This is a genomic window from Catenuloplanes nepalensis (assembly GCF_030811575.1).
GTDB lineage: Bacteria > Actinomycetota > Actinomycetes > Mycobacteriales > Micromonosporaceae > Catenuloplanes > Catenuloplanes nepalensis.
Map to the genome: position 1 here is coordinate 1,935,863 of NZ_JAUSRA010000001.1, position 23,798 is coordinate 1,959,660.

The 23,798-nt window shown below is 72.9% G+C and carries 19 protein-coding genes; 12 read left to right on the forward strand and 7 right to left on the reverse strand.

Features of this window, described 5'->3' with window-relative positions; all coding sequences use genetic code 11:
* Positions 1-5 precede the first annotated feature (5 nt).
* From J2S43_RS08075 to J2S43_RS08085, 3 genes are all read left to right on the forward strand, one after another.
* Positions 6-548, forward strand: coding sequence for a TetR/AcrR family transcriptional regulator (locus tag J2S43_RS08075; RefSeq protein WP_306828071.1), 543 nt, complete (start codon positions 6-8; stop codon positions 546-548).
* A gap of 223 nt (positions 549-771) precedes the next feature.
* Positions 772-978 carry a hypothetical protein gene (locus tag J2S43_RS08080; RefSeq protein WP_306828073.1) on the forward strand — a complete coding sequence of 69 codons (207 nt, stop codon included), beginning with the start codon at positions 772-774 and terminating at the stop codon, positions 976-978.
* Between the two features lie 246 nt (positions 979-1,224).
* Positions 1,225-1,470 (forward strand): hypothetical protein, encoded by a 246-nt coding sequence (locus J2S43_RS08085; RefSeq protein WP_306828075.1) that lies wholly within the window; start codon positions 1,225-1,227, stop codon positions 1,468-1,470.
* 82 nt (positions 1,471-1,552) lie between these two features.
* Here J2S43_RS08085 and J2S43_RS08090 read toward each other — a convergent pair whose 3' ends face one another.
* A complete protein-coding gene (locus tag J2S43_RS08090) occupies positions 1,553-3,094 on the reverse strand; it encodes a VWA domain-containing protein (protein WP_306828077.1) in 1,542 nt (513 codons plus the stop codon).
* Between the two features lie 102 nt (positions 3,095-3,196).
* Between J2S43_RS08090 and grpE the strand changes: the two genes are divergently transcribed.
* The 7 genes from grpE to J2S43_RS08125 are packed head-to-tail and all read left to right on the forward strand — an operon-like array spanning position 3,197 to position 13,458.
* Positions 3,197-3,778, forward strand: a complete 582-nt coding sequence (gene grpE, locus J2S43_RS08095; protein WP_306828079.1) for a nucleotide exchange factor GrpE — start codon at positions 3,197-3,199, stop codon at positions 3,776-3,778.
* The gene (locus J2S43_RS08100; RefSeq protein WP_306828081.1) at positions 3,771-5,432 is read left to right on the forward strand and encodes an Hsp70 family protein; all 1,662 of its coding nucleotides are present in this window, start codon (positions 3,771-3,773) and stop codon (positions 5,430-5,432) included. Before grpE ends, J2S43_RS08100 begins: the two co-directional genes overlap by 8 nt.
* 4 nt (positions 5,433-5,436) lie before the next feature.
* A complete protein-coding gene (locus J2S43_RS08105; RefSeq protein ID WP_306828084.1) occupies positions 5,437-8,094 on the forward strand; it encodes a SaeA-related protein in 2,658 nt (885 codons plus the stop codon).
* A gap of 1 nt (position 8,095) precedes the next feature.
* Positions 8,096-9,274 carry a hypothetical protein gene (locus tag J2S43_RS08110; protein ID WP_306828086.1) on the forward strand — a complete coding sequence of 393 codons (1,179 nt, stop codon included), beginning with the start codon at positions 8,096-8,098 and terminating at the stop codon, positions 9,272-9,274.
* A gap of 2 nt (positions 9,275-9,276) precedes the next feature.
* The gene (locus tag J2S43_RS08115) at positions 9,277-11,670 is read left to right on the forward strand and encodes a GTPase-associated protein 1-related protein (RefSeq protein ID WP_306828087.1); all 2,394 of its coding nucleotides are present in this window, start codon (positions 9,277-9,279) and stop codon (positions 11,668-11,670) included.
* A 2-nt stretch (positions 11,671-11,672) separates the two neighbouring features.
* Positions 11,673-13,235 carry a TRAFAC clade GTPase domain-containing protein gene (locus J2S43_RS08120; RefSeq protein WP_306828089.1) on the forward strand — a complete coding sequence of 521 codons (1,563 nt, stop codon included), beginning with the start codon at positions 11,673-11,675 and terminating at the stop codon, positions 13,233-13,235.
* A complete protein-coding gene (locus tag J2S43_RS08125; RefSeq protein ID WP_306828092.1) occupies positions 13,228-13,458 on the forward strand; it encodes a hypothetical protein in 231 nt (76 codons plus the stop codon). The genes J2S43_RS08120 and J2S43_RS08125 overlap by 8 nt, the downstream gene beginning before the upstream one ends.
* 34 nt (positions 13,459-13,492) lie before the next feature.
* Here J2S43_RS08125 and J2S43_RS08130 read toward each other — a convergent pair whose 3' ends face one another.
* Genes J2S43_RS08130 through J2S43_RS08155 form a run of 6 tightly spaced genes read right to left on the reverse strand, consistent with a single transcriptional unit; the run spans position 13,493 to position 19,773 of the window.
* Positions 13,493-15,331: an AAA family ATPase gene (locus tag J2S43_RS08130; protein ID WP_306828094.1), complete on the reverse strand. Its 1,839-nt coding sequence runs from the start codon at positions 15,329-15,331 to the stop codon at positions 13,493-13,495.
* A complete protein-coding gene (locus J2S43_RS08135) occupies positions 15,321-16,565 on the reverse strand; it encodes a hypothetical protein (RefSeq protein ID WP_306828096.1) in 1,245 nt (414 codons plus the stop codon). The genes J2S43_RS08130 and J2S43_RS08135 overlap by 11 nt, the downstream gene beginning before the upstream one ends.
* Positions 16,555-17,214 (reverse strand): 4Fe-4S single cluster domain-containing protein, encoded by a 660-nt coding sequence (locus J2S43_RS08140; RefSeq protein ID WP_306828099.1) that lies wholly within the window; start codon positions 17,212-17,214, stop codon positions 16,555-16,557. The genes J2S43_RS08135 and J2S43_RS08140 overlap by 11 nt, the downstream gene beginning before the upstream one ends.
* Positions 17,211-18,260, reverse strand: a complete 1,050-nt coding sequence (locus tag J2S43_RS08145; protein ID WP_306828101.1) for a hypothetical protein — start codon at positions 18,258-18,260, stop codon at positions 17,211-17,213. Before J2S43_RS08145 ends, J2S43_RS08140 begins: the two co-directional genes overlap by 4 nt.
* Positions 18,257-19,024 carry a protein phosphatase 2C domain-containing protein gene (locus tag J2S43_RS08150; RefSeq protein ID WP_306828102.1) on the reverse strand — a complete coding sequence of 256 codons (768 nt, stop codon included), beginning with the start codon at positions 19,022-19,024 and terminating at the stop codon, positions 18,257-18,259. Before J2S43_RS08150 ends, J2S43_RS08145 begins: the two co-directional genes overlap by 4 nt.
* On the reverse strand, positions 19,021-19,773 hold the full coding sequence (locus J2S43_RS08155) for a vWA domain-containing protein (RefSeq protein WP_306828104.1): 753 nt from the start codon (positions 19,771-19,773) through the stop codon (positions 19,021-19,023). Before J2S43_RS08155 ends, J2S43_RS08150 begins: the two co-directional genes overlap by 4 nt.
* Before the next feature lie 126 nt (positions 19,774-19,899).
* Here J2S43_RS08155 and J2S43_RS08160 point away from each other — a divergent pair, with 126 nt between their 5' ends.
* Both J2S43_RS08160 and J2S43_RS08165 read left to right on the forward strand, forming a co-directional pair.
* A complete protein-coding gene (locus J2S43_RS08160) occupies positions 19,900-22,527 on the forward strand; it encodes a CHAT domain-containing protein (RefSeq protein WP_306828106.1) in 2,628 nt (875 codons plus the stop codon).
* Positions 22,528-22,542: 15 nt separating this feature from the next.
* Positions 22,543-23,796, forward strand: coding sequence for a hypothetical protein (locus tag J2S43_RS08165; RefSeq protein WP_306828107.1), 1,254 nt, complete (start codon positions 22,543-22,545; stop codon positions 23,794-23,796).
* Positions 23,797-23,798: the final 2 nt, after the last annotated feature.

The window sequence follows — 23,798 nt, forward strand, 5'->3', positions numbered from 1 at the left end:
ACACCATGCCTGCCGCCGGGACGACCATCAAAAGCGACGAACGCCGTCAGCACGTTGTGGACGCGGCGGTGAGCTGTTTCGCGCGGAGAGGCTTTTACGGTACGACCACGAACGAGATCGCCGAGCGCGCCGGTATCTCGCAGCCCTACCTCTACCGGCTCTTCGCCAACAAGCAGGCAATCTTCGCTGCTGCCGTCATGCACGTCGGCGGCCTGCTGACCGAGACGCTCAGCGCCGCCAAGACCGCCGACAGCACGATGAGCCCGCCGCAAGCACTGCGAGCCGCTTACACCACGCTCATTACCGACGGTGACGTCCTGCGCTTCCTCATGCACGCTAATTGCGCCACCGACGAACCGGTCATTCGCGATGCGGTCCGCACCTGTTATGCCCGGCAGGTAACGATCGTCCGCGAGTTGTTGGACGGCGACGACGATGCGGTCCGGCAATGGTTTGCCGCCGGCATGCTCGACAACGTCGTCACCGTTCTCGGCCTCGCCGAAGTAGCCGAACCATGGGCGGCCACGCTCATCGACGCCCTGCCGTAGCGTCAGAGCCCTCCATCGGGTCCGCGGTGTCGAAATTCGCGGACACAAAATCCGCCAGTATTCGATCGTCGCCGTGATCCTCCAACCGGGGTTGCCGGCTCGACCGTGCCGCATCGCGACATCCGCCCGCTGCGGGCCGTCCCGCACCAGCCTCGGTCCGGCGTCTCTCGGGGTTGTGAGCGCCCAGACGTAAGCCCTCGGAACGGAGGTGATATGTCACCTGGTGCCGACACTGGTCGTGCTCGGTGCGTTGTCATTGATGGTCGCCCGCTACGGCAGGACCGTATGGTTTCGATTGCTGTGCGGCGCCCTGCTGATACCGATATCCGTGCTGTCGATCCTGGTCATGCTCAGACCGGAATATTGGGTGATTGTGACATTCGGGCAGGCCGCCGTTGCCATCTGGGCAATCCTGCGAGCAGCGCCGTGAGGACATAACCCGGTAAAGGGGCCCAAGGTCGTACATTGGGCCCCTTTGCCGCATGCCTTGCATCAATATGCGGTCGGGTACCGGTGCTTGTCCTACCCGGGGCTCACATACGGGTCAGGCGAACAGCGACGGTGCTGTGGATGACGACATCTGGCGGCTGCCCGGACCGGCCCGTCTGCTGCCCTGGATCGAGAGAACCGCCAGCTGATCGCCGCAGAGGTCCAGCGGGTTCACGGCAGGGCCGCGGTGCAGCGGGCCATCGGCGGCACGCCCGACGTTCTCGAGGTCGGGCCCCTGTTCGCCGCCGTCAAGGCGCTGACCGACCGCAGCCGCCGTCCACTACGCGACGCGGCCTACCACCTGTGGCGGGCCCGCAACAAGCTCGCTCACCTGCGGGCGCTGACCGCCGGCGAGCAGCGCGATCTGGTCACCGCGTTCGCGGGCCTGAGCCGACACCCCTCGCCGGGCGCCGCCCCGCCCGATCCGGGCTGAGCGACGGCCGCCCTTTCGGGACGCTCGATCCCGGAAGGGGGCCATGGGAACTCGACGTCTCCGTCCGTACCGTAGGGAATGGTCATCTCTTGACTCGGCTCGTGGTGGATCGAGTGATTCGCTGCGCCGGAACCGTCGTCTGCCAGGTGAAGGACGTGCCGGTGACGGAGACGGTCTCGCCGGCCCGGCAGATCGCCGTCTCGCGCCGGGCGGCGGATCCGTCCGGCGAGTAGGTGATCAGGAGGTTGACCTCGGTGGTGCTGACGGCCGGGCGGATCGCGGTGATGTCGCCGCTGCCCGGTAGGCCGGTGACGTCGGCGCTCAGCTGCGACCGGCGTCCGCTCAGCGGCAGCAGCCGGGGTTCGGCCCCTGCGCCGTCGATTCGTACGGATCCGGTCAGCATCGGGCTGAGGCGGCGCCGGCGCCAGTGCAGCGCGAGCAGCATCGCGCACAGGAGCAGCAGTGCGGTCGAGACCCAGTACCAGAGGCTGCCGCGCTGTGCGGACAGGCTCAACTCCGGTGCCTGTGGCGGTAGTTCGGTCGGCAAGGCCAGTTTCAGGTCGTCGGTGAGTACGGTGGACCACGGTGAGCCGACCTCGGCGGAGAGCCGCAGCGTGGCGCGGTCGCGGACGGTCTTCAGCGGTGCGAAGGCACGTGGGCCCGCGTCCCAGGTGACGGCCACCGGGACGGTGACCGTGCCGCCGGGCGGCAGCGTCACCCGGCCGTCCGGGACTGTGCTGGTCAGCGCGGCGTTGCCGCTGGTCACGGTCATCCGGTCGAGGACGAGCGGCACGTGGGCCATCGGCGAACGGAGCTGTACGTCCAGCACCGTGCCGCCGGCGCCGATCTCCTCGTCCGGCCAGGTGACCTCGACCGGCCTGTCGATCTCGGCGGCGAGGAGGCTGCGTGCCTTGGCGGCCCGGGCGGCGGCCTTCGGGCCGGCCAGGCTGGTGGTGAGCCGGTCGACCGACGTGGTCTCCAGGACGCGTGCGCCGGGGAACACCTTCGTCAGCAGGCCGGCACCGGTGGCGCCGGCTAGCGGGACGGCGTAGGCGTCGAGCGAGGTCTTGCGGAGTTTCTTCGCCCGGTCGGCGAGTTTCACCCAGTTGTGTCCCTCGGTCAGCGGGTACGCGCTGCGCGGCCCGGGTGCATGCTGGCCGTCGGTGAGCAGGACGACCGTGGCTAGCGACGGGGCGTCCGGCCGGCCGAGCGTCGCGACCGCGGCCTCCAGCGCGGCGCCGATGTCGGTGTAGGAGCCGTCCGCGTCGCGGGGCAGCATCGCGACCAGCTCGCCGGGGGAGCGGCCCACCGGGCGGGTGTCGGCCTTCGTGCCTTCGGCGAACGGGATCAGCGTCACCGTGTCCTCCGGTGCCAGGGCCGCGAAGAAGCCGGTCAGGCTCTTCTTGAGCTGCTCGTACCGGTCGCCGGCCATCGATCTGGACACGTCGACCATCACCACGTAGTCGGATGGCACGTCGTCCACGCCCAGGGCGGCGTAGACCTCGTCGAGCGAGGCCTGCCCGTCCGGCGCGGCGATGACCGGGCCGCCGGTCATGGTCACCGCGATCGCCGCCGCGACGGCCGCCCCCGTCCACCGCGCGATCACGCTACGTCCGATGTGCATCGCATCCTCCTCGTCGCTCCACCGGATGACTGACGGACAGCGCCGCCGCGAGCCGTCCGTCAGATACGGACCGAGTGACCGGGACGGCAGGGGAGGAGCAGCGTGGACGAGGACATCGCGGCAGAGGACGCGCCGGACGGCGGCTGGCCACCGCAACTGATCGCAGAGTTGGCCGGCCTGCGCGCGCAGATCGCCCGGGAACACGACCGGGCGGCCGCGCGTGAGCAGGTCATCGACCGGCTGCACGAGGACAACCAGGCCCTGCGGTCCGGCGAGCGCCGCCTGCTGCTGCTGCCACTGCTCGCCGACCTGCGCCGGCTGCGGCACGAGCTGCTGCGCTCCGCGGCCGGGCTGCCGGAGCAGTTCAGCGGGTCACGGGCGGCCGAACTGCTCCGCTCGTACGCCTTCGACCTGCAACTGACCCTGGAACGCGGCGGCATCGACGTGCTGCTGCCGGCGCCCGGCGACCCCCTCGACCCGTCGGCACACCGCGCGGTCGGCACCGTGCCGGCCGGTGATCAGGAGGCGGCGGGGACCCTCGCCGAGATCCTCCTGGACGGCTACCTGGATGTGGAGTCCGGCCGGGTCGTCACGCCGGCCGAGGTCCGCGTCCACCGGTGGACGGCGCCGCCGGAACCCGGAGACAGCTCACCTTCCCAGCTGATTGAGGACGGACATGTCTGACGAGAATCTGACCTTCTTCGGCATCGACCTCGGTACGACGTACTCGGTCGTGTCCTACATCGACGAGACCGGGCGGCCGTCGGTCGTCCGCAACGTCATCACGAACAGCGAGACAACACCGTCGGTCGTCTACTTCGAGGAGGACAGCGGTGAGGTGGTCGTCGGTGCGGCCGCCAAGAACGTCTCCCGGGTCTACCCGTCGCGCGTCGTCGAGCGGGTCAAGCGCAGCATGGGCCACGAGGTCCAGTGGGACTTCGACGGGCGTACGTACACCGCCGAGGCGATCTCCGCGCTGGTCCTCAAGCGCCTCGCGGAGGACGCGCGCGACTACACCGGCCGTGAGGTCCGCCAGGTGGTGATCACCGTGCCGGCGTACTTCGGGATGCTGGAGCGCGACGCCACCCGCAACGCCGGGCGGATCGCCGGCCTGGACGTGGTCGGCATCGTGCCCGAGCCGGTGGCCGCGGCCCTGCAGTACGAGGTCGCGTCCGGTGACTCGCCGCGGACCGTCCTGGTGTACGACCTCGGCGGCGGCACCTTCGACACCACGGTCATCCGGATCTCCGCGGACGCGGTCGAGGTGCTCTGCACCGACGGTGACCAGGAGCTGGGCGGTGTGGAATGGGACAAGCGCCTGGTCGACTACCTGCTGAGCGAGTTCGTGGCCCGGACCGAGCCGGAGGACGACCCGGGCGAGGACGAGCAGTTCATGCAGGAGCTGCAGCTCACCGCCGAGGAGCTGAAGCGGCACCTGTCCTCGGCCGGTTCCCGGAAGGTGCCGATGCGGTTCGGTGGCGCGGTCGCCACCGTCGAGGTGACCCGCGACATCTTCGAGGAGATCACTCGCGACCATCTCGAGCGCACCGTGGAGTACACCGAGCGGACCCTCGGCAAGCTCGCCGCCAAGACCGGCGTCGCCGACCCGGCCGCGGCCGTCGACGAGGTGCTGCTGGTCGGTGGGTCGAGCAAGATGCCGGCCGTCAGCCGGCGGCTCACCGAGAAGTGGCCGAACTGGAAGCCGCGGCTGCACGACCCGGACCTCGCGGTGGCCAAGGGCGCGGCGCGGTTCGCGCTGAGCCGTGCCCTTTGGGACTGGGAGCGCGCGGGCGAGGACGAGCCGAGCGCGGAGGAGAAGCAGGCGCGCGTGGCGGACCTGGCCATCCGGTCCGGGCTGGACGAGGCGGCGCTGCGTGAGATGGCCGCGAAGCGGATCGTCAACGTGCTGCCCAAGTCGTTCGGTGTGAAGCTGCGCGACTCCGACGACCCGGGCCGGTTCTACATCGAGCATCTCGTGCACGCGGACGAGCAGCTGCCGAGCGGCGTACGGATGCTGCACGCGCAGACCGCCGAGGACGGCCAGACGGCGGTGCAGATCGAGATCTTCGAGCAGGCCGGCGCCACCGAGAGCCCGGAGCTGGACGCGAACAAGGCGGTCGACAGGGGGCTCGGCGAGATCACCGGTCTGCCGGCGCTCCGCCGGGGCTCACCGATCGACATCTCGATGGTCATCGACGACGAAGGGCTGCTCACGCTGCGCGCGGTGGAACCGGGCACCGGCAAGGATCTGACCATCGAGGTACGGGTCAGCATCCTGAGCGAGTCGGAGGTCGAGGAGGCCAGGGAGGTCGTCGCGGGCATCACGGTGAGGTCCTGACGCGATGACGTTCGAGGCGAAGACGTACCTGCGGGACGTGATCAATCCGCTGCGGGACCAGGTCGGCGGACTCCCCGCCGACCTGCTCCGGCACTACGCCGTCGATCCCGGTATGACCGGCGCGCAGATAGCCGAGCAGCTCAAGCGGGTGCGGTCGTTCTGGCAACAGCGCCAGGGCGGGGCCGGCGCCGCAGCCGCGGTCTGCGCCCGGATGCTCACCCGCGACGAGCAGCTCCGGCAGGAGCACGGCGAGTCGATGAACCGCCCGGAGTGGTGGCGTGAGCAGGCCACGCAGGTGCGGCAGGAGGCGGTGGCGGAGAGCGAGCGCCTCGCCGCCGACCTGCGTACCGCGTACGGCGTGCTCGGTGGCATCACGGAGGACCGGCTGGGCGCCATCGTCCGGCACTATCCGGCGCTGAACCAGGACACGATCGATCTCGCGGTCACGTCCGCCGGGCTCCGCCTCGTCGAACGCGCCGTACTGCCCACCGGCAGCGGTCTTGACGCCGCCGCGTACCGGAGTCTCGGCAAGGTGCTGGAACGGATCGGGGTACCCACCGTGGTGCAGCTGCTGCACCCGGACTCAGGCTCGTTCCGGCTGCTCGGGGCCGGCGCCCCGGCCCTGGACCTGGACACCGTGGTGGAGCGGCGGGTCGCGGCCAACACCGCCGCGGACTCGCCCACCATGCGGCTGCGCAAGCAGGCGTACGGGATCCTGGAGGTCGCGCTGGCCGCCGGTGCCGATCTCCGGACGGTCGCGCTCTTCCAGGTCGTCGAGCTGCTGCAGACGGCACGCCGGCAGGCGGCGCTGCCGGACAGCTCGCTCCTGCGCAAGGCCACCGACGCCGGCCTCAGCCTCGACGACGCCCGGACGGTCGTGCTCAGCCTGCCCGACGAGCTCGCCGTGGACCACGGCGAGCGGGTCCGGGAGTTGATCGAGGGCGGCCAGCTGTACGCCGCCCAGCAGGCCGTCTCGGCGCTGCCCGACGCGCACCCGGACCGCGCCGAGCTGCAGGCCCGCGTCACCGAGAAGCTCGGCGAGGTCGAGCAGCTGCGGCGTCGTTCCGATCTGGCGCTGCGGGACGGGAACGAGGGGGAGGCCGAAGCGATCCTGCGCGCGGCCCAGCGCATCGCCGGTGACGACGATGACCTGGAGCGACGGCTCGCCGCGCTGCCACCTCCACCGCCCCGCGAGCTGACGGCCCGGCCCAAGGACGACGGCGTGGCACTGTCCTGGCTGCCGCCGGCGTCGGTGACCGAGGAGCTGCGGTACCGGGTGGTGTGCGGCGACACGCCGCCGCGCACGCCCGGCGACGGCGACGTGATCGCGGAGGTCGGCGAGCCGCAGGTGACGGACCGGGTCGCCGAACCGGCCCGGGTCCTGCATTACGCGGTTTTCGCGGCCGTCGGCGAGGGAGCCTGGTCACGGCCGGCCCAGACCTCGATCACCGTGACGCCGGCGGTCTCCGGTGTCGCGGTGCGGACGGGCCCGTCCGAGGTCTTCTGCTCGTGGCGGATCCACCCGCGTGCCGACGGGGTCCGGGTCCGGCGCACCGTGGGGAGCCGCCCGGGGTCCGGCGACGACGGCGAGCTGGTGCCGACGAGCGGCCTGGACGGCTTCTACGACCGGCACGGTGACGCCGAGGCGGACCGCTTCTACGGGATCGTCGCCCTGTACCGGGACGGGGCCGGCGCGGAGGTGGCCGCGCCGATGGTGGTGGCACAGGCGACCGCGCGGACCGAGGCCCCCGCGTACGTCCGGCGGCTGTGGGTGCACGTGACCGCGCTGGACCACGCCACGGCCAGCGCGCACATCGCCTGGCAGACCCCGGCCGCCGGACGGGTGTCGGTGCGGCGGGCGGCGAGCCGTCCGCCCTGGCCGGCCGGTGCCACGATCGGACGAACCGAGATCGAGGGGTACGGCGAGCCGCTGGTCGGCGACCGCCTGGTGCAGGGCCCGGAGACGCAGATCGTGGTGACCGTGCCGAGCGGCCGCCAGGTCTACGTGCCGTTCACCGTCGACGACTCCGGCGCGGCGACGGTGGGCGAGCCGGCCAGCGTGGGCGTGTCCGATCCGGTCGGCCAGCTGCGGGCCTGGCGTACCGGCGACGAGGTGAACGTCTCCTGGGTGTGGCCGGCCTCGGCCAGCATCGCCGAGGTCACGTTCAACCCGGAGCGCGGCCCGGCACAGCGCCGCCGGGTGACCCGCGGGCAGGTCGCGGCGGAGGGGTGCCGGATCCCGGCCGGGCGGACCGGCGGGCGGATCACGGTCTGCACGGTCTCCCGCGGCCAGGGCGGCGACCTGCTGTCGGCCCCGCAGCACGTCACCGTGGACGGCCTGGCCACGGTCCTGTCGTACCACCTGCCCCGGGTCGGTGGGCTGTTGAGCCGGGGCCGGCGGCTGCTCCGGGTCAGCGTGGACCAGCCCTGCGCGGGGGTCGAGCTGCACCTGGTCGTCGCGTCCGGCATCGCGATGCCGGCCAAGCCGGACAGCGGCCGGACGGTGCAGCGGTTCACCGGCCTCACCCTCGACCCGGACTCTCCGTGGGAGGTCCCGTTCACCGTGCCGAAGAGCGAGCGGCCGTACTGGCTGCGCTGCTTCGTGGTGCGGCCCGGCGGCATCCGGGTCGTGGATCCGATCGACGAGATGAAGGTGTCCTGAGATGACTCTCGCGTCCTGCCCGTACTGCTACGAGCGGATCAACCCACGACGTCTGTGGTTCCGGTGCACCGGCCGCAAGGCGCCCGGCCGCCAGCCCTGCCAGCCCGAGTTCGACCGGGCCCGGAAGGAGCTGACGGGCATCGACGAACTGGTGCTGCCGTCGTTCCCCGGCCCGAGCCGCGTCTTCCAGGCGGTGAACTCCGCGACCCACGAGCCGTGCGGCGCGGTCTCCGGCATCAAGGTGTGCCCGCACTGCCACAGCCGCATGCCCGCGACCTTCGGCGAGGGCAGCAGCCCGCTGATCGCGATGGCCGGGGCCCCGCACACCGGCAAGAGCGTCTACCTGCGCATCCTGGCCGATCAGCTGCGCAACGGCATGGGGCGGCGTTTCGGCGCGGACGTCCGGCTCAGCGGCGACAACCAGTTCCGCAACAACGTCGGTGGAAGCGACTTCCTGAACCCGGCGGGTGAGCTCTTCCCCGGCGGTCAGCTCTATGCCAAGACCCAGCAGGCCGCCGGTGGCCGCCGCGAACCGATCGTGTTCGGCTGGCGGCGGAAGCGGCTGGCGCGCTACGACACCACGTTCCTGTCCTTCTTCGACACCGCGGGGGAGGACCTGTCGGCCCAGGAGACGGTGGACAACCTGCGCTACCTGGGTGCGGCGGACGCGCTCATCCTGCTGCTCGACCCGTTCATGATCCCGCAGGCGCGGGAGCAGATCACACTGCCGAAGACGGCGTACGCCGCGGGCGACTCCACCATCGACGTACTGAACCGGGTCACCGACAACCTGCGGGAGAGCCGGCACCTCGGCGGGCGCAAGAACATCCCGATCCCGGTGGCGGTGGTGTTCGCGAAGATCGACGCGTTCTTCGAGGTGCTCGGCGCGGACCACCCACTGGTCAGGCGGCCCGAGCCGGGCCCCTACTACGACGAGGCCGCCGGTCGCGTCACGCACGAGTACGTGCGGTCGCTGCTGGCCGAGTGGGGTGCCGACGACGTCGACTACCACCTGACGCACAACTACACCCGCTTCCGGTACTTCGCGGTCTCCGCGCTCGGCGCCGAGCCCGACTACGACAACGACGTGGTGGATCCGCGCGGTGTGCACCCGTTCCGGGTGGACGAGCCGCTGCTGTGGCTGCTCAGCCAGTTCGACGTCGTGCCGAGCAGGGGCTGACGATGGACGGACACTTCGAGACGCTCGTCTACACCGACTGCCGTCCCGGTGAGGGCCTGCGCGGCAGCGCGGGCCTGCAGTTCCAGGCCCGGTCCAGCGACGCCGTGGCCGCGGCCGAGACCCTGGTCAAGGACCATCTGCTGTACGAGCCGCCGGCGCGCTGGATGGCCGACCGGCGGCCGGTCGAGCAGTACCCGCGGTCGTTCGGCCATCTGTCCGCCTCCGGTTACCTGGCCACGGCCGCCGGCCGCTACCTCGGGCGGGAGGCGAACGGCGTGCGGGAGGGCAACCAGCTCACGCACGCGATCGTGACCACCGATCCCGAGTCGTACCGTGGCCTGCGCCCGGCCCAGCTCTTCGGCGCCGGCTTCTGGTCCTCGGCCCCGGCGGCCACCACCAGGTCGGACCCGGTCTCGGTCGGCCCGGCCGCCGGGATCCGCACCCCGGCGGACGCCAAGGCGTTCGTGCTGGACCAGCCGAACGGCCCCGGCATGCTGCTGGCCCTGGTCGCGGCGCTGGAGAAGGCCGGCCGGCCGGGCGCGGGGCGAGTGCTCCTCGTCGGCGACGACGTGGAGAGGATCGTGGCCTGGCTGGTCGCCGGCACGCTCCTGCTGCCCCAGTCGCGGGCGCTCGAGCTCGGTTTCAAGATCTACTCAAACGACCCGGCGCGCTCGTCGGCACCGGTCGTCGCGGTGCACCCCGACTTCGCCGGCGCCGCGGCACGGCTCGGCAACCAGCTCGGCTACCTGGTCTTCGACCTGCCGGAGCACCGGCACAGCGACGTCGGCGTCTCCGAGACGGCACGTCGCTGGGTGGAGCTCTTCCTCGCCCACGACCCGCGGGACGTGGTGGATGCGCTCGACGTGGCGGCCGAGTCCGGCATCCAGGACGAGGAGGCGGCGACCGCGCTGGGACTCGCCGCGATCATGCACGAGGAACCGGCCGCCCGGCACGCCGAGACGATCGTCGGATGGCTCCGGCGTGGCCCGCGGCGGCTCCGGGACGCCTACGCCGCCGACCTCGCCGACCTCTTCGCCGACATGCCCGAACGCTGGTCCCGTCGGGTGTTGCAACTCCTCGACGAGGTCGCCTGCGACGGGTTGCTGCCCGGCAAGGCCGCCGACGTGCGGGTCGCGCTGCTGCTCAAGGACGTCGAGGAGGCGATCGGCGGCGGCACGGTGACCGCGGACCGTCCGGCCGCACTCCCTGCGGACGAGTGGGGACCGGACCGCGACGCGGACGCGCACGAGCTGCTGGCCGAGGCGATCAGGGCACCGGACCTGCCCGGCCGGGCCGTCGAGGCGCTGCTGCGGGTGGCCCGCCGGTACGGCGTGGGCCTGCATCCCGTCGCGCTGGGTGCGGCCGCCGCCGAACTCGCCCGGTATCTCGCGGACACCCCGGACCTGATGGAGCCGGACAACTGGCCGCACGGCGCCGAGGTCGAGGAGCTGCTGCTGACCGAACTGCGCAACCGGGTGCTCCGTGGTGGTGACGCGCCGGCCCTGGTCGGCGACGCGTGGGGGGACTGGCTGCTGGCCCGCCGGCCGGCGTTGCGGCCCGAGTTGTGCGCCGCGGCACTCGGGGCCGCCGTGCGCCACAGTGCCGACCGGACCGCCCTGGTGCGCGCGGAGCTCAGCGAGGTCTCCGAGGACCGGTCCGCGTTCACCCGCCGGACGATCGACCTGTTCAGCCAGTCCGGGGTGAAGGCGGCCGAGATACGGCTGATCCTCGAGTTCGCGCCGGAGGGCACCCATCCGTTCGCGACCCTCTTCAGGGGACTGTCCGAGATCGTCGCCGGAGACGGACCGGTCTCGGCCGAGCAGCTGTCGCTCTGCCGCCGGCTCGTCGAACGCGGTCTGTTGAAGCCGGACCGGTCGCTGCGGAACACGCTCGAACGCGACACCGGCCTGACCGGCACGCTCACCGGCCTGCGGACCGAACCGGCCGCCGACCTGATCCGGGACCTGCTGGACGAGCTGGCCCGTACGCCGGGGAGGCTGATCGCTCCCCGGCTCGCCGACGTGGTCGCCTCGCTGCTCGGCGTGCGGGCGTTCCGGCCCCTCGAGCGGGTGTTCGACAACCATCCGGAGCTGCTGAAGCCGTACCTGCGCGGCCTGGTCGAGGCCCTGACGAAGCGTGCTCAGCCGGCGCTCGCGGCCACCGCGTTCCAGCTGATCAGCGGCCGGCTCCACGAGAACGCGGCCTATCGGCGGGTAGTCGGCAAGGCGCTCGACCAGTGGCTGATGCGGGAGCGACCGGACCGGATCGAGGAGATGACCGCACAGCTCTCGGCCGTGCTCGGCGCGCAGTGGACCGACGCGCTGCAGAAGTACGTGGACTCCATCGCGGGCCGGCGACGCATCTACCAGATGACCCACCTGTTCAGGAGCCGATGATGATGGCACTGTTCGGATTCCTCCTCTACGCCGGCGTCGTTCTCGTCTGCATCGTCTTCATCGTCGTGCCGCTGTCGGTCGCGCTGGCCGCCGCCGGGATCGGCACCGGGACGGCCGCGGCGCTCTGCGGCGTCGCGTTCGTGCTGGCCGGCGGTTCCGGCGTGGGGGTGCTGACGCCGACGGGCGTGCGCCACGGCCTGCCCGGACGGGTCGCGACCGAGTTCGTCCGCCGGGACCGCGCCTGGCCGCAGTACTTCGCCGCGCAGGCCGGTCTCGACGCGCGGCTGGCCGCCGTCCGCGTGCTCCGGTGGACGCGACGGATGTGGAAGGACGCGACCGACTGGCTGATCGCCAACAACGCGGGCGGGTTCTGGTGGCCGATCGTGCTGGTCCCGACGGTGGTCGTCGTCGCCGCCACCTCGCTCGGCCTCGGCCTCGGCCTGGCCGCCGGGCTGCTCGCCATCGCGGTGGTCACGCTGGTGGCCTGGCTCGTCGGCGTGCCGGTGGTCTACCTGCTGCGCACCGTCGACGCCGGGTGGCGGACCGTCTTCAGCGCACGGGCCAGCTGCATCAACTGCTTCGAGGTGGCGGCCGTGCCGGCGTACCGGTGCCGGGGCCCGCACGGGGCGCAGGAGACCGCGGACGGCGACGATCTGCACCGTGACCTGCGACCGGGCCGGCTCGGTGTGCTCTGGCGCCGGTGTTCCTGCGGGTGGCGGCTGCCGACGATGGTGCTGCGCGCCGCCTTCAGCCGCCGGCTGGTGGCCTGCTGTCCGAGCTGCGGCACGGAGTACTTCCCGCGGGCGGGCGTGGTGCGCGACGTCCGGGCACCGGTCTTCGGTGCCGCGTCGGCGGGGAAGACGCAGTTCATCATGTCGGCGATGGTCGGGCTGCACCGCGCGGCCGAACGCGCGGGCATCACGCTGAAGGTGCCGGACGAGGGGCACCGCCGGACCTACTCCGTGTTCGAGGACCTGACGGCCCGGGGCGCGCCCGCGCCCAAGACGGACACGACCGCGCCGGTGGCCGTCACCGTCCGCGTCGAGCAGGGCGTCAACAGCACGCTGCTGCACCTCTTCGACGCGGCCGGCGAGACGCTCACCGATCCCGAACAGAACGCGACGCTGTCCTATCTGGACAACGCGGAGACCCTCACGTTCGTGCTGGACCCGTTCTCCGTCGAGCGGGTGCAGCACGAGTACCGCGCCGCGTCCGAGGACGTCTTCACCGAGGCCAGCGCGGCGCTGTACGACCCGGAGGCGTCCTACAACGCCACCGCGCAGCGACTGCAGGGCTACGGCGTGCGGACCGCCGGCCGCCGGCTGGCGTTCGTGGTCACCAAGGCGGACCTCCTGCGCCGGCTGCCGCTGCGCATGCCGGCGCCGGACTCCGCCGCGGTGCGTGGCTGGCTCTGCGAGCAGGGCCTGGAGAACCTCGTGGTGGCGGCCGAACGGGACTTCAAGGAGACCCGCTATTTCCTGGTGTCCGGACGCGACACCGGCCCGGACGGCCCGGTAGCGGTGCTGCGCTGGATCCTGAAGAGGGGATGGGGAAACATTGGCTGACATCAGGCTGCCCGCGACGCACTGGGCGTCGCGGGTCACGATCCTGGCCCTGCTGGCCGCGGTGCTCGTCGGGTTCGCCTGGTCGGGTGCGCTGACCGGAGTCGCGGGGTGGACCGCCGCCTGCGCGGTCCAGGTCACCGGCCGGATCTGGGCGCCGGTCGCGGAACAGTCGTTGCCAACGCTGCCCGGCGGCTGCCTCCCGGACGCGGCGACCGGCCGCTGAGCGATCGCGCGGGGTGGGTACGGCGCCGCCGTACTCACCCCGCGCGTACGTCGGTGCCACCCGGGCGTACCGTCAGCGTGATCGACCGCTGGCCGGGGTGGGCGAACACGAACTCGACCAGTGGGTCACGGACCCGCTCGTCCAGCACGTTGCGGATGCTGCGCACACCGAGCCGCAGCGCCTCCGGATCGCGCAGGCGCGACTGCACCTCCTCGATCGCGGCCGGCTCGTCGATGCGCAGGCCGATCTGTTGCCGCGCAGCGCTGGCCACGAGCTGCCGGAGCAGCTTGCGGGTGATCCGGGCGACGAACTCCGGGCGCAGGATGTCGAAGACCGTGATGCCGCCGCCGAGCCGGCCCAGGAGCTCGGGGCGTCCCAGAGTCCGGGTGAAGTGGTCCCGCACCGAGCGTTCGAAGTGCTGCGACACCGTCGCGTAGTCCGGGAGGGACGATCCGTCGAGCCAGCCGTACGTCTCCTTGGCGCCGAGGTTCGACGTGAAGATGATGATCGTCTCGGAGAAGTACACGGTGTTGCCGAGCGCATCGGTCAGCCGGCCGTCGTCGAGCACCTGGAGGAACTTGTCGAACACGCTCGCGTGCGCCTTCTCGATCTCGTCGAAGAGCAGCACACTGAACGGCCGCTGACCGACCAGGTTGGTCAGTTCGCCACCGCGCTCGTGCCCGACGTACCCGGGCGGTGCACCGGTCAGCCGCTCGGCCGCGTGCTGCTCGGTGAAGGTGGACATGTCGAAGCGGGCCAGTGCGGTCTCGTCGTCGAAGACGAACTCGCTGAGCCCTCGGGCCAGTTCGGTCTTGCCGACGCCGGTGGGGCCGACGAAGAAGAAGATGCCCTTCGGCCGGGACTCGGCGCTGTGCGGGTCGGCGACGAAGTCGATCCCGACGGTCGCCGCGGTCAGCGCGCGGTGCACCCGCTCGACGGCGACCGGTTGCCCGATGACCCGCTCCCGGAGCCGCGGCGTGAAGTCCGTCAACCGGGTGCGGATCTGCCGCCACGGGTCGCGCCGCGGTCCCAGGACCGTGCGCTTCATCAGCGTGCGCGGCTCGGCCAGCGGGACCCGTTGCAGTCGGCTCATCCGCCACAGCCCGTCCAGTTCCGTGACCGCCATGCCCTCGGACAGGTTCGCCAGCACACGCAGGTCGGCGACCACGTCCGTGGCCCGGTCCGCCTCGTGGAAGCTGCGATGCCGCTCCTTGAGGTAGACGTAGCGCTCCTCGAACGTGGGCCGGAGCGCCTTCACCACGTTGATGTACGGGCGCTCACGGTAGAGCCAGGCCGGTAGCGAGCCGAGGTCGTCGGCGATCAGCACGACCAGGTTGCGCAACGACCCGGCCTGGGCCGCCTCGGTCATCGTCTTGGTCACCGTGGCCAGCAGCCGCTTCTCGGCATCGCCGGCCCGGTCCGGCGCGGGCAGCGCCAGGTCGGCCAGGTCGACCATGAACGCGGTCGGCACACCGCTCTGCCGCAGCGCCCGGCGGATCGCGTTCCACACGTCGTACGGATTGTTCAGCGCCGGCGGCGGGGCGTTGTGCAGGGCCTGTGCCATGCGGCCCCGGGCGCCGTCCGCCGGGGGAGCCGCGCCGGGCGTCGTACCGCTGATCAGACGCTCGAACTGCTGCTCGTGGCCGGGCTCGGTGAAGGTGAGCCCGTCCACGATGTCGTACTCGCCGACCAGCTGATAGCCGAACGCGGTCAGCAGGCTGGTCAGCGCCGGCCGCAGCGGATGGAAGCCGCGCTCCCAGCGGACCAGGTCGCGCACGTTGCCGTGAATGATGACGTGCCGTCCCCGGGTGATCTCCGCTGCGACGCGCTCCATCCAGGCGGCGACGGGACGGGCCTTCGGCTCATCGCTCACCGCCGGTGCTCCTCGCCTGCCGGGCCGTCCCGCCGGCGTGTCGCATCGATGGAGGTCGCGGCTCGGCCGGCTTGCCCGCCCAGTGCACGCCGTCGGCCCGGACGCCCTCGGCGCCCAGCTTCTCGTGGAAGCGTTCGAGCAGGTCCTCGGTCAGCTCGCACCGGGAGACCGCGCCCTCGGCGGTGTGCTCGACCACGACGTCCGCGCCGTCCACCCGGTATTCCAGGCGGGTGCCGCGGCCGTCACCGGCGTGGACGGTCAGTTCGATCGGGTTGCCGTCGCTGCGCAGCGCCCGGAAGCTCACGCTCTCCCCGGTCTCGACCAGGCTGCCGTCGATCACCCGGAGCCCGGCCGCGGGCAGGGCAGCGCTGGCCGCCTCCACCACGATCGCCATGCGGTCGAGCTGGTCCAGCCGCTCCGTCACGCGCGTGGTGAGCTCCTCGGTGGCCCGTCGCACCTCGCCGAGCCGGTGTCGCCAGCGCGACACGTGCGCGCCGTCCCGCTCCGCCTCCAGGTCGCGGAGGGCGGCATCGAGTTCGGCCCGGCCGTCCACCGGCACGTCGTTGCGGTCGGCGTCGGAGAACGCCGCGTGCAGACCGGCGACGGCCTCATCGGTCTCGCCGGCGAGTCGGCTGAGCTGTGCGAGGCGATCCCGTACCCGCTCCAGGTGGTCCTGCACGGCACCGCCGAGCCGGTGGACGGCGTCCGGGAACCGGCGCTCGTCCCCGGCCCGCGACTCGGCCTCGCCGATCATCGCGGCGACCCTGTCGTGGCCCTCGCGGTCCAGGCGCACGCGGTCGGTGACCTGGGCCAGCGGTGCGATCGCCGCTGCCAGCGCCGCGTCGTGCCGCCGGCCGGTGAGCTCGCGTGCCACGGCCGTGCCCAGCCGGTCGGACGCCTTCTCCGCGTCCCGTAACCGCCGGCCGGCCTGCTTGACGGCCGCCTCGTCGAGGTGTGCCGCCAGCGTGGCGGCGACCGCGCGCACGTCGGACAGGGCGGCGGCGACGTGGGCTTCCTGGGTCAGCCCGCGTGCGGCAGCGCCGAGCTGTTCGAGCCGGGCGGTCACCGCACCGGCACGATCGCGGGCGGCCTGCGCACCGGCCGCGATCCGGCGCTGCCGGGCCTGCTCCGCCCGCTGGCGACGCTCGGCCTCCCGCCGGCGTCTGGCGGCCTCCAGCTGCGCCTGGCGTGCGGCATCGAATCGGACGTTGGTGTACTTGGGGCTACCCGACATCGTCGGTCTCCTCTGCGTTCGTCGGTTCCGGTGCGCCGTCCAGCAGCACGCCGCGATCCCGCATCGCCTGTGCGAAGTGGTCACGGAAGCCCGGCACCGGCGGCACACCGATCCACATCACGTCGCTCGTCCCGGCGTGCACCTCGATGCCGGCCGACGTGTCGCGGGCCGGTGCCGGGTGCCGATCGGTGAGCAGGTGCACCCGCTGGTTGTCCGAGGCACGCCAGCGGAGGTCGGCGTGCCGGGCGGCCAGGTAGGGGCCGTCGACCAGGACGTCCAGGGCGGCCAGCAGCGCGTGCTGCCCCGGCGTGCCGTGCCGTCGCAGGTGGCCGAGGGTGAAGCCGGTGTAGGACATCACCGACCAGTCGCGCTCCCGGCGGATCAGCGCGGTCAGCTCGGCGAGCTCGGCGGCCTGCGCCATCGGCTCGCCACCGGAGAAGGTCACGCCGGTGACGTCGGCGGGCAGGCCGGTGAGCCACGCGGCCAGCTCGTCGATCGCGCGGCGGTCGCCGCCGTCGAACGGCAGGTCCTCGGGTGCGATGCAGCCGGCACAGCGCAGCGGGCACCCGTGCACCCAGATCACCGCACGGACACCGGGCCCGAGCACGGACGTGCGTGCGGCGACCCGGCTGATCGTCAATATCGTCATCGGCGGCGCTCCAGGGGTGGGAAGGGGTCGCGGGCCCCGGCGGCGACCATCGCGCACCAGGGGCATCCGGCCGGGCCGGGAGGGTGGACGTGCGTCCGGGACACCCGGCAGGTGACCAGCCGGCGACGGCTCCGGGCCAGCGCCGCGGCCCAGGCCAGTGGGCCCGGACGGGCCGCCGGATCGTCATGGCCGGCGTCCAGGGCCTCGGCGAGGCGCGACCGGAGCACGTCGGTGATCAACGTGGCCGGCGGCGCCGTGGCCGGCGCCAGCACGGGCGCGCCGAGCGCCCGGCAGCGGCGGGCGGCGACGTTGTCGACCTCCTCGATCGGGCCGTCCGCACCGGCGGGTACGCCGCCGAACGGGTGGAAGCCGAGGCCGAGCAGCTGTGCGACGAGCACGGCGAGCGCCCAGTGATCGCTGGTGACGTCGCGCGGCACGGCCCCGGCGCCGAGGAGTTCCGGCGCGGTGTACTCGGGCCGGGAGAACGGGCACGACAGGTGCCCGCCACCGGCCGGATCCCGCAGCTGCCAGCCGTCCGCGTCGATCAGGCAGACCGCGCCGTCGGCGGCGGCGAAGAGGTTGGCCGGTGCGAGGTCGCCCAGCACGTGTCCCTGCTGGTGCACCGTGTGCACGGACCGGGCGAGCTGCTCCGCCGCGCCCAGCCACCAGGACCAGGTCCCGCCGGGCAGCAGGCGTCGCCGTACCGCCGGATTGAAGAGAAGTGGCAGCGCGACGAAGAACGGGGCGGCCAGCCGTGGGGCCGCGTAACCCAGGAGGCGGTCGTCGTCGCCGCGCAGTTCGGCGACCGGCCACGCCACGATCGGCCGCCCGTCCGGTACGGTCCAGCCGGTGGGCCCGCCCAGCATGGACGTCACCCGGCGGCGGAGATCGTCACCGGCGGCCCGGTGCACCACCTTCGCCACGAGGTCGGGCCGGGCGCGCAGGGTCCACACCGAGCCCTGCGAACCCACCGAGCCGATCTGCCGGTCCAGCTCGTCGGGGGTGGTGGTCCCGTCCGGGCCGGCCAGCCGGACCCGGCGGCTCACCGTGGCACCGCCAGCACCAGCGTGCGGTCGTCATCGGTGAGCTCGCCCACCCGCCGGCCGGCCAGCATCCGGGTGAGCGCCGAGGGATCCGTGCCGGGATCGTCGGCGAGCCCGAAGAGACGGCCGAACGGCTCCGCCGCCGGGCGCACCGGTTGCGTCCCGGCGAACTCGATCAGCAGCGTCTCCAGCCCGTCGGTCCCGGCGGCGACCCCGGTCAGGCCGTCGATGCGGACGAGGCGCCGGCTGACGCGGACGCGCCCGAACCGCGACGGCATCAGCGTCGCCGCGCCGGGCGGCCGGGCGGCCTCGCGTGGCGGGGCGTGCAGCAGCGTGAGCTCGCCGGCTCCGTTTCGGGTGACCACGAAGCCGTCGCCGACAGAGAAGGCGCCCACCCACGGCGGCCGGGCCAGCACCACGGTCAGGGTGGTGGCGAAGTCGGCCGGACGTGCCCCGGCGGCCCGGGCCAGCGCCGTCACCGACCGATGGAAACGGCGGACCGTCCGCCGGGCACCCACCCGCGCCGCGCCTCGGATATCCGCCGAGTCGCCCGCGCGCCCGCGCAGCAGGCGGCCTACCTCCTGGTGCGCCATGCCGACCGCCAGGGTCGCGCCGATCGCCGCGTGCCGGCGGCTGCCCGCCCCGTCGGCGACGGCGATCACGAGCACGCCGGCGATCTCCGCCACCAGATGTGCGTCCTGCGACCCGGCCGCGGCCCGGTCATGGGCCCCGCCCGCGCTGCTCCCGGCGAGCACCGACCACGTCACAGCTCGAACTCCTCGGCGAACAGCTTTCGGACGTCGGCGAAGTCGGTGTGCTCCGCGGTCGCGACCAGCACGAGATCGAGCAGCTTCTTGAGGTCGAGCTCGGTCAGTTTGAAGTAGCCGTCGTCGGTGGCCAGCGCGCGCATGACCTCGTCGTCCACGCCCGGCACCCCGAACGCGAACAGCTGGGTCCGCCGGCTACGGCGCGACTGTTCCAGCCGCCGGGCCAGTTGCCGCCACTCACCGGTGGGGTTGCCCTCGGGATCGGTGGGCGCGCCGTCGCTGATCAGCACCAGCCGTGGCGCGCCGGTCTGCTGACCGAGCCGCTGCACCAGGGCACGCCGCTCCTCCAGCAGGTGAAGCGCCAGATCGACGGCCTCGACCATGGGCGTGGCACCACCGGCGACGAGTTCGGGGATGTGCAGCCGCGCCGACGGTACGAACGCGCCCTCATCGTCCGCCGACCGCTTCCCGTCGCCGGAGACGACGACCACGCCGCCCGCGCCGAAGGTCAGCACCACGAACTCGACGTCGCGGAGCGGGCCGCGCCCCTCGGCACGCACCTTCGGCAACCAGGCCGCGATCCGGCGATTGAGCGCGTCGATGGCCGGCACCCCGTCGGTCTCGGTGGTGCGCATCGAGTCCGAGGTGTCGATCAGCAACGCGACGAAGCGCCGCCGGTGGGTGTCGACGACGAACCCGACGTCGTCCGCCGCGGCATCGTCGTCGTCGAACATCGGCAGCGGGTTCATCCGTTCCCCGCCCGGCCGCGCGAGATCATGGAGTTCCCCTCGTCCGTGGTGTCACCTCATGCGACATCTGACGGACAGGACGCGCCGTCCGTCAGATACCGGCGTCGCCGACATGGAGGGGATCGGATGGACCAGACCGCGGAGTGGTACGCCACGATCGCCGCGGCGCTCGCCGGCCAGGCCACGATCGAGGACGCCGTCGCCGCGCTGATCGCGATCCCGCCCGGCGGCCCGCACCGGGGCGCGCTCGCCGCCGCGCTGATCGAACGGCTCATCACCGACAACGGCCTGCCGGCGCTCATGCCGATGCACCGGCAGCTGGACGACCTGCTGCGGATCGGTGCGGCCGACCCGGCGCCGGCCCGGTCGTGGCCCGCGATCCGGGCGATGGGCCGGGCCATGCAGCTCACCCTCGCCGGGGCCCGGTTCGAGCTGCGGGACCCGGACGCGGCGCTGGAGGAGGTCGAGGCACTGGCGGCGGATACCGACGGCGATCCGCGGGCGCGGGCGATCGTCGAATCCGCGGTGCTGGCCCTCTCGGTCGTGCAGGGTGTGGCCGCGCGCGGTGATCCGCTCCAGACCGAGGCCTGGGACCGGATGCGGCGGTTCGTGCGGTCCAACGGCGGAAGCACGGCGGGTCTCGACAAGGTCTACGACGTACTGCAGGAGGTCATGACCGGCCGGTCGGACGACTTCGGCGGCGCGGCCGAGCGCCTGCGGCACGCCGCGGACGGGATTCCCGAGGAGGCCCGGCGGCTGGCCGGATTCGACGACGTGGTGCGCCAGTTCGACCGGATGGCGATCGACGGGCCGAGCGGCTACCGGACGGCGGCCGGCGCCGCCGACGAGGCCGTCCTACTGGGCGGAAGTGTGCTGCCCCTGCTCGCCCCGGACGCCGATGGGGACCAGATCGAGGAGGGCGTCCGGCGGACACGCGAGGCCGTCGCCCTCAGCGACCCCGGCTACCCGACCCACGCGTTCCACCTCTTCGGTCTGGCCTTCGCCCTGGTCCGGCGATCGGAGCGCACCAACTCGGTCGCCGATCTGCCGGAGGCGGAGGAGCTGCTGACCGAGGTGATCAGCCTGCTGCGCGGCCCGCAGGACAGGCTGTGGGAGATGGCACACGGGCTGCTCGCCGACGTCCGGCTCCGGCTCGGCCACGGCGGCGACGTCCACCGGGACGCGATCGAGTCGCTGCGTACCCACGTGTGGCAGGTCTTCATGCAGCCGGACGCGGCGGGAGCGAGCGCGGTCGCGCGGGAGGCCGCGGAGTCGGCCGTCGACGTCGCCTACCGGTGCCTGCGGGTCAACGACGTCGCCGGAGCGGTGCGCGCACTGGACGCGGGCCGTGGACTCGCCCTCTACGCGGCGACCGAACAGCGCTCGGTGCCCGACCGGCTGCGCGCGGCCGGGCACCCCGAGCTGGCCGGCCGGTGGCAGCAGGTGAGTGCCGAGAGCGGTCCGCCGTCCACGCTGCGCCGGAAGGTGATCAGCGCGCTCGTCGAGATCGCGCCGGGCGGCGCTCTCTTCGATCCGCCCACGACGGCGCAGATCCGGGCCGCGCTGACCGAACTGGACCTCGACGCCCTGGTCTACCTGGTCCCGGCCGGTGAACGAGGTACCGGCCTGGCAGTCGTCGTGCCCGCTACCGGACGGCTCGGTTACCTCGGGCTCCCCGGCCTGAACCCCGGCGAGAGCCCGGAGGTCGCGGCCTACCTCGCGGGGGCGAGGCGGCGGGACACGGCGATCGTCGGACGAACGGCGACACGAGATCTCGGATCGCTCGACCAGGACTTCACCGAGCAGCTGCACGTGGTGCGCGACTGGGCATGGCGTGCCGCGATGGGACCGGTCGTGGAGCAGTTCGTGTCGAGTCTGCCGTCCCGGGACCGGGTGCCGCGGCTCGCGCTGGTGCCGATGGGGGAGCTCGCGCTGATCCCATGGCAGGCGGCGGGCCGGGCCGGGGGCGAACCGCTGATCCGCACCGTGGCCCTCTCCCAGACGGCCTCCGCGCGCATGCTGTGTCGCTCCGCGGACCTGCGCCCGCTGCCGGCATCCCGGCTCGGCATGATCGTCGGTGACCCGGACACCGCCGGTGCGGCCTCGGACCTGGCCGGCGCCCGCGTCGAGGCATACGAGATCCGGCAGGCCTTCTACCGCGGTGGCCGTTACCTCGGCCGGCTACCGGACGATCACGGCACCCGCGCGCCCTCCGGCGCGGGCACCGCCGGCCAGGTGCGCGCCTGGCTCACCTCGGCGAGCCGGGCGGCGGGCAGCATGCTGCACCTGGCCTGCCACGGGATCGTCTCGTCGGGGCGCTCCTACCTACTGCTCGCGGACGGTACGCCGCTGAGCGCCGAGGAACTGGTCCGGCTCATGGACGCCGTACCCGACCGGGCGCTGAGCCTGGTCGTGCTCGCCGCCTGCAGCACCGGGCTCGCCGCGGGCGACTACGACGAGGCGTACAGCCTGGGGACCGCGTTCCTGGCGGCCGGCGTGCGTTCGGTGCTCTCCACCCAGTGGACCATCCCGGACGCCTCCACGTCGCTGTTGATGTTCATGTTCCACCACTACCTGATCACGGACGGGCTCCCGGTCTGGGCGGCCCTGCACCGCGCGCAGCTCTGGATGATCGATCCCGGCCGGGTGGCACCGGACACCATGCCCGAGCCGTTGCGGCGGCAGCTCGCGGACGGGCGCACCGACCCGGCCGACGTCGCCGGCTGGGCGGGTTTCCTGCACGGCGGCCGATGAGTGAGGAGACACGACATGTCCGAGGCCGACGCACTCCGCGCGAAGCTCGACCGGCTGGACGGCGCGGCCCGCGCGAGACCCCTGCTGGACCTGGCACAGGTGCTCGCCGACGGGTACTGGCGCGACAACCCGGGCCGGCCCGAGTCCAAACCCCTGCTGGACGAGGCGATCGAGGCACTCGACGAGGCGTACGGCTACTTCGCCGTGGACGACGGCATGCGCGGCAACGTCGCCGGTCTTCGCGGCATGCTGTACGGAGCGCGGTACACCGGGCACCTGACCGTCCCCGAGGACCGCGCCATCGGCATCGAACAGCTCGAACAGGCCGTGCAGGCCCCGAACCAGCCACCCGTGGTCCTCCTCAACCTCTGGTTGAGCCTCGGCCAGCTCTACCTCTCCCGCGCCACGGATCTGATCCGGTCGCCGGACTTCATGAGCTCCGTCGTGTTCGGCGACCTGCCGGCCGGAATGGCCGCCGACGTGGACCGCGCGACCGCCTGCTTCGAGCGGATGCTCGCGTCCCCGGCCGGTGTGCCCGCATCGAAGCACGCGGCGACGCTGTTCCTGCGGATGGCCGGCGCGCTGCGCGCCGTCGTGGAGTGTGGCGACGCCGCGCCCGGCGCGGATCGGATGAACCGGATCATGTCGGCGATCACGGTGTTCCAGGAGGTCCACAACGAACAGGTCGCGCTCGTCGCGGCCGGGCCGGACGCACGCAGCACCGCGTTCTACCGGGCCGAGGAGATCGCCGGCCAGGGGCCGCTGGACCGGCCGGTCCCGTTCGTCCAGGTCGACGACGGCAGCGGGCCGTCCACCGCGCCGGACCGCCCGGCCGCCGCGGCGACGGCGGACGATCCGGCCGTGCTGCGCCGGGAACTGCGTGCCCGGGTGTCCGGCGGCGGTGACCTCTTCGAGGCGCTGGAAGCCCTGCTCACCCCGGCCGCACCGGCACCGCCGGCCGACCTGGTCGACGACGTCGTGGCGCTCGCCATCGCCGTCGCGGACGCCGGCCGGGCCAACCGGACCGATCATCTGCTGCTCGCCACCGGTCTGTGCCTGCGGGCGCGTGCGGCCGGCACCCGCTGGGCGCGGCGTGATCTGGACGACGCCACTGAAGCCCTGCTCCGCGCCGCGGTCGGCTCGCGGCCGGCCCCACCGGAGACCGTCCGGGTGATGCGCCGGCTCGCAGCCGTGATCGACGCCGCGGACCGGGAGTGCCGTGCCGGGGAGCGGCTGGCCGGCGCGCTGCGTGGAAAGGCCGGCCGGTGAGG

Excerpts from the sequence above, each read along its gene's own strand:
- J2S43_RS08075 (WP_306828071.1), top strand. The coding sequence starts at position 6 with ATGCCTGCCGCCGGGACGACCATCAAAAGCGACGAACGCCGTCAGCAC.
- J2S43_RS08090 (WP_306828077.1), bottom strand. The coding sequence starts at position 3,094 with ATGCACATCGGACGTAGCGTGATCGCGCGGTGGACGGGGGCGGCCGTC.
- J2S43_RS08100 (WP_306828081.1), top strand. The coding sequence starts at position 3,771 with ATGTCTGACGAGAATCTGACCTTCTTCGGCATCGACCTCGGTACGACG.
- J2S43_RS08105 (WP_306828084.1), top strand. The coding sequence starts at position 5,437 with ATGACGTTCGAGGCGAAGACGTACCTGCGGGACGTGATCAATCCGCTG.
- J2S43_RS08110 (WP_306828086.1), top strand. The coding sequence starts at position 8,096 with ATGACTCTCGCGTCCTGCCCGTACTGCTACGAGCGGATCAACCCACGA.
- J2S43_RS08115 (WP_306828087.1), top strand. The coding sequence starts at position 9,277 with ATGGACGGACACTTCGAGACGCTCGTCTACACCGACTGCCGTCCCGGT.
- J2S43_RS08120 (WP_306828089.1), top strand. The coding sequence starts at position 11,673 with ATGGCACTGTTCGGATTCCTCCTCTACGCCGGCGTCGTTCTCGTCTGC.
- J2S43_RS08135 (WP_306828096.1), bottom strand. The coding sequence starts at position 16,565 with ATGTCGGGTAGCCCCAAGTACACCAACGTCCGATTCGATGCCGCACGC.
- J2S43_RS08140 (WP_306828099.1), bottom strand. The coding sequence starts at position 17,214 with ATGACGATATTGACGATCAGCCGGGTCGCCGCACGCACGTCCGTGCTC.
- J2S43_RS08155 (WP_306828104.1), bottom strand. The coding sequence starts at position 19,773 with ATGAACCCGCTGCCGATGTTCGACGACGACGATGCCGCGGCGGACGAC.
- J2S43_RS08160 (WP_306828106.1), top strand. The coding sequence starts at position 19,900 with ATGGACCAGACCGCGGAGTGGTACGCCACGATCGCCGCGGCGCTCGCC.
- J2S43_RS08165 (WP_306828107.1), top strand. The coding sequence starts at position 22,543 with ATGTCCGAGGCCGACGCACTCCGCGCGAAGCTCGACCGGCTGGACGGC.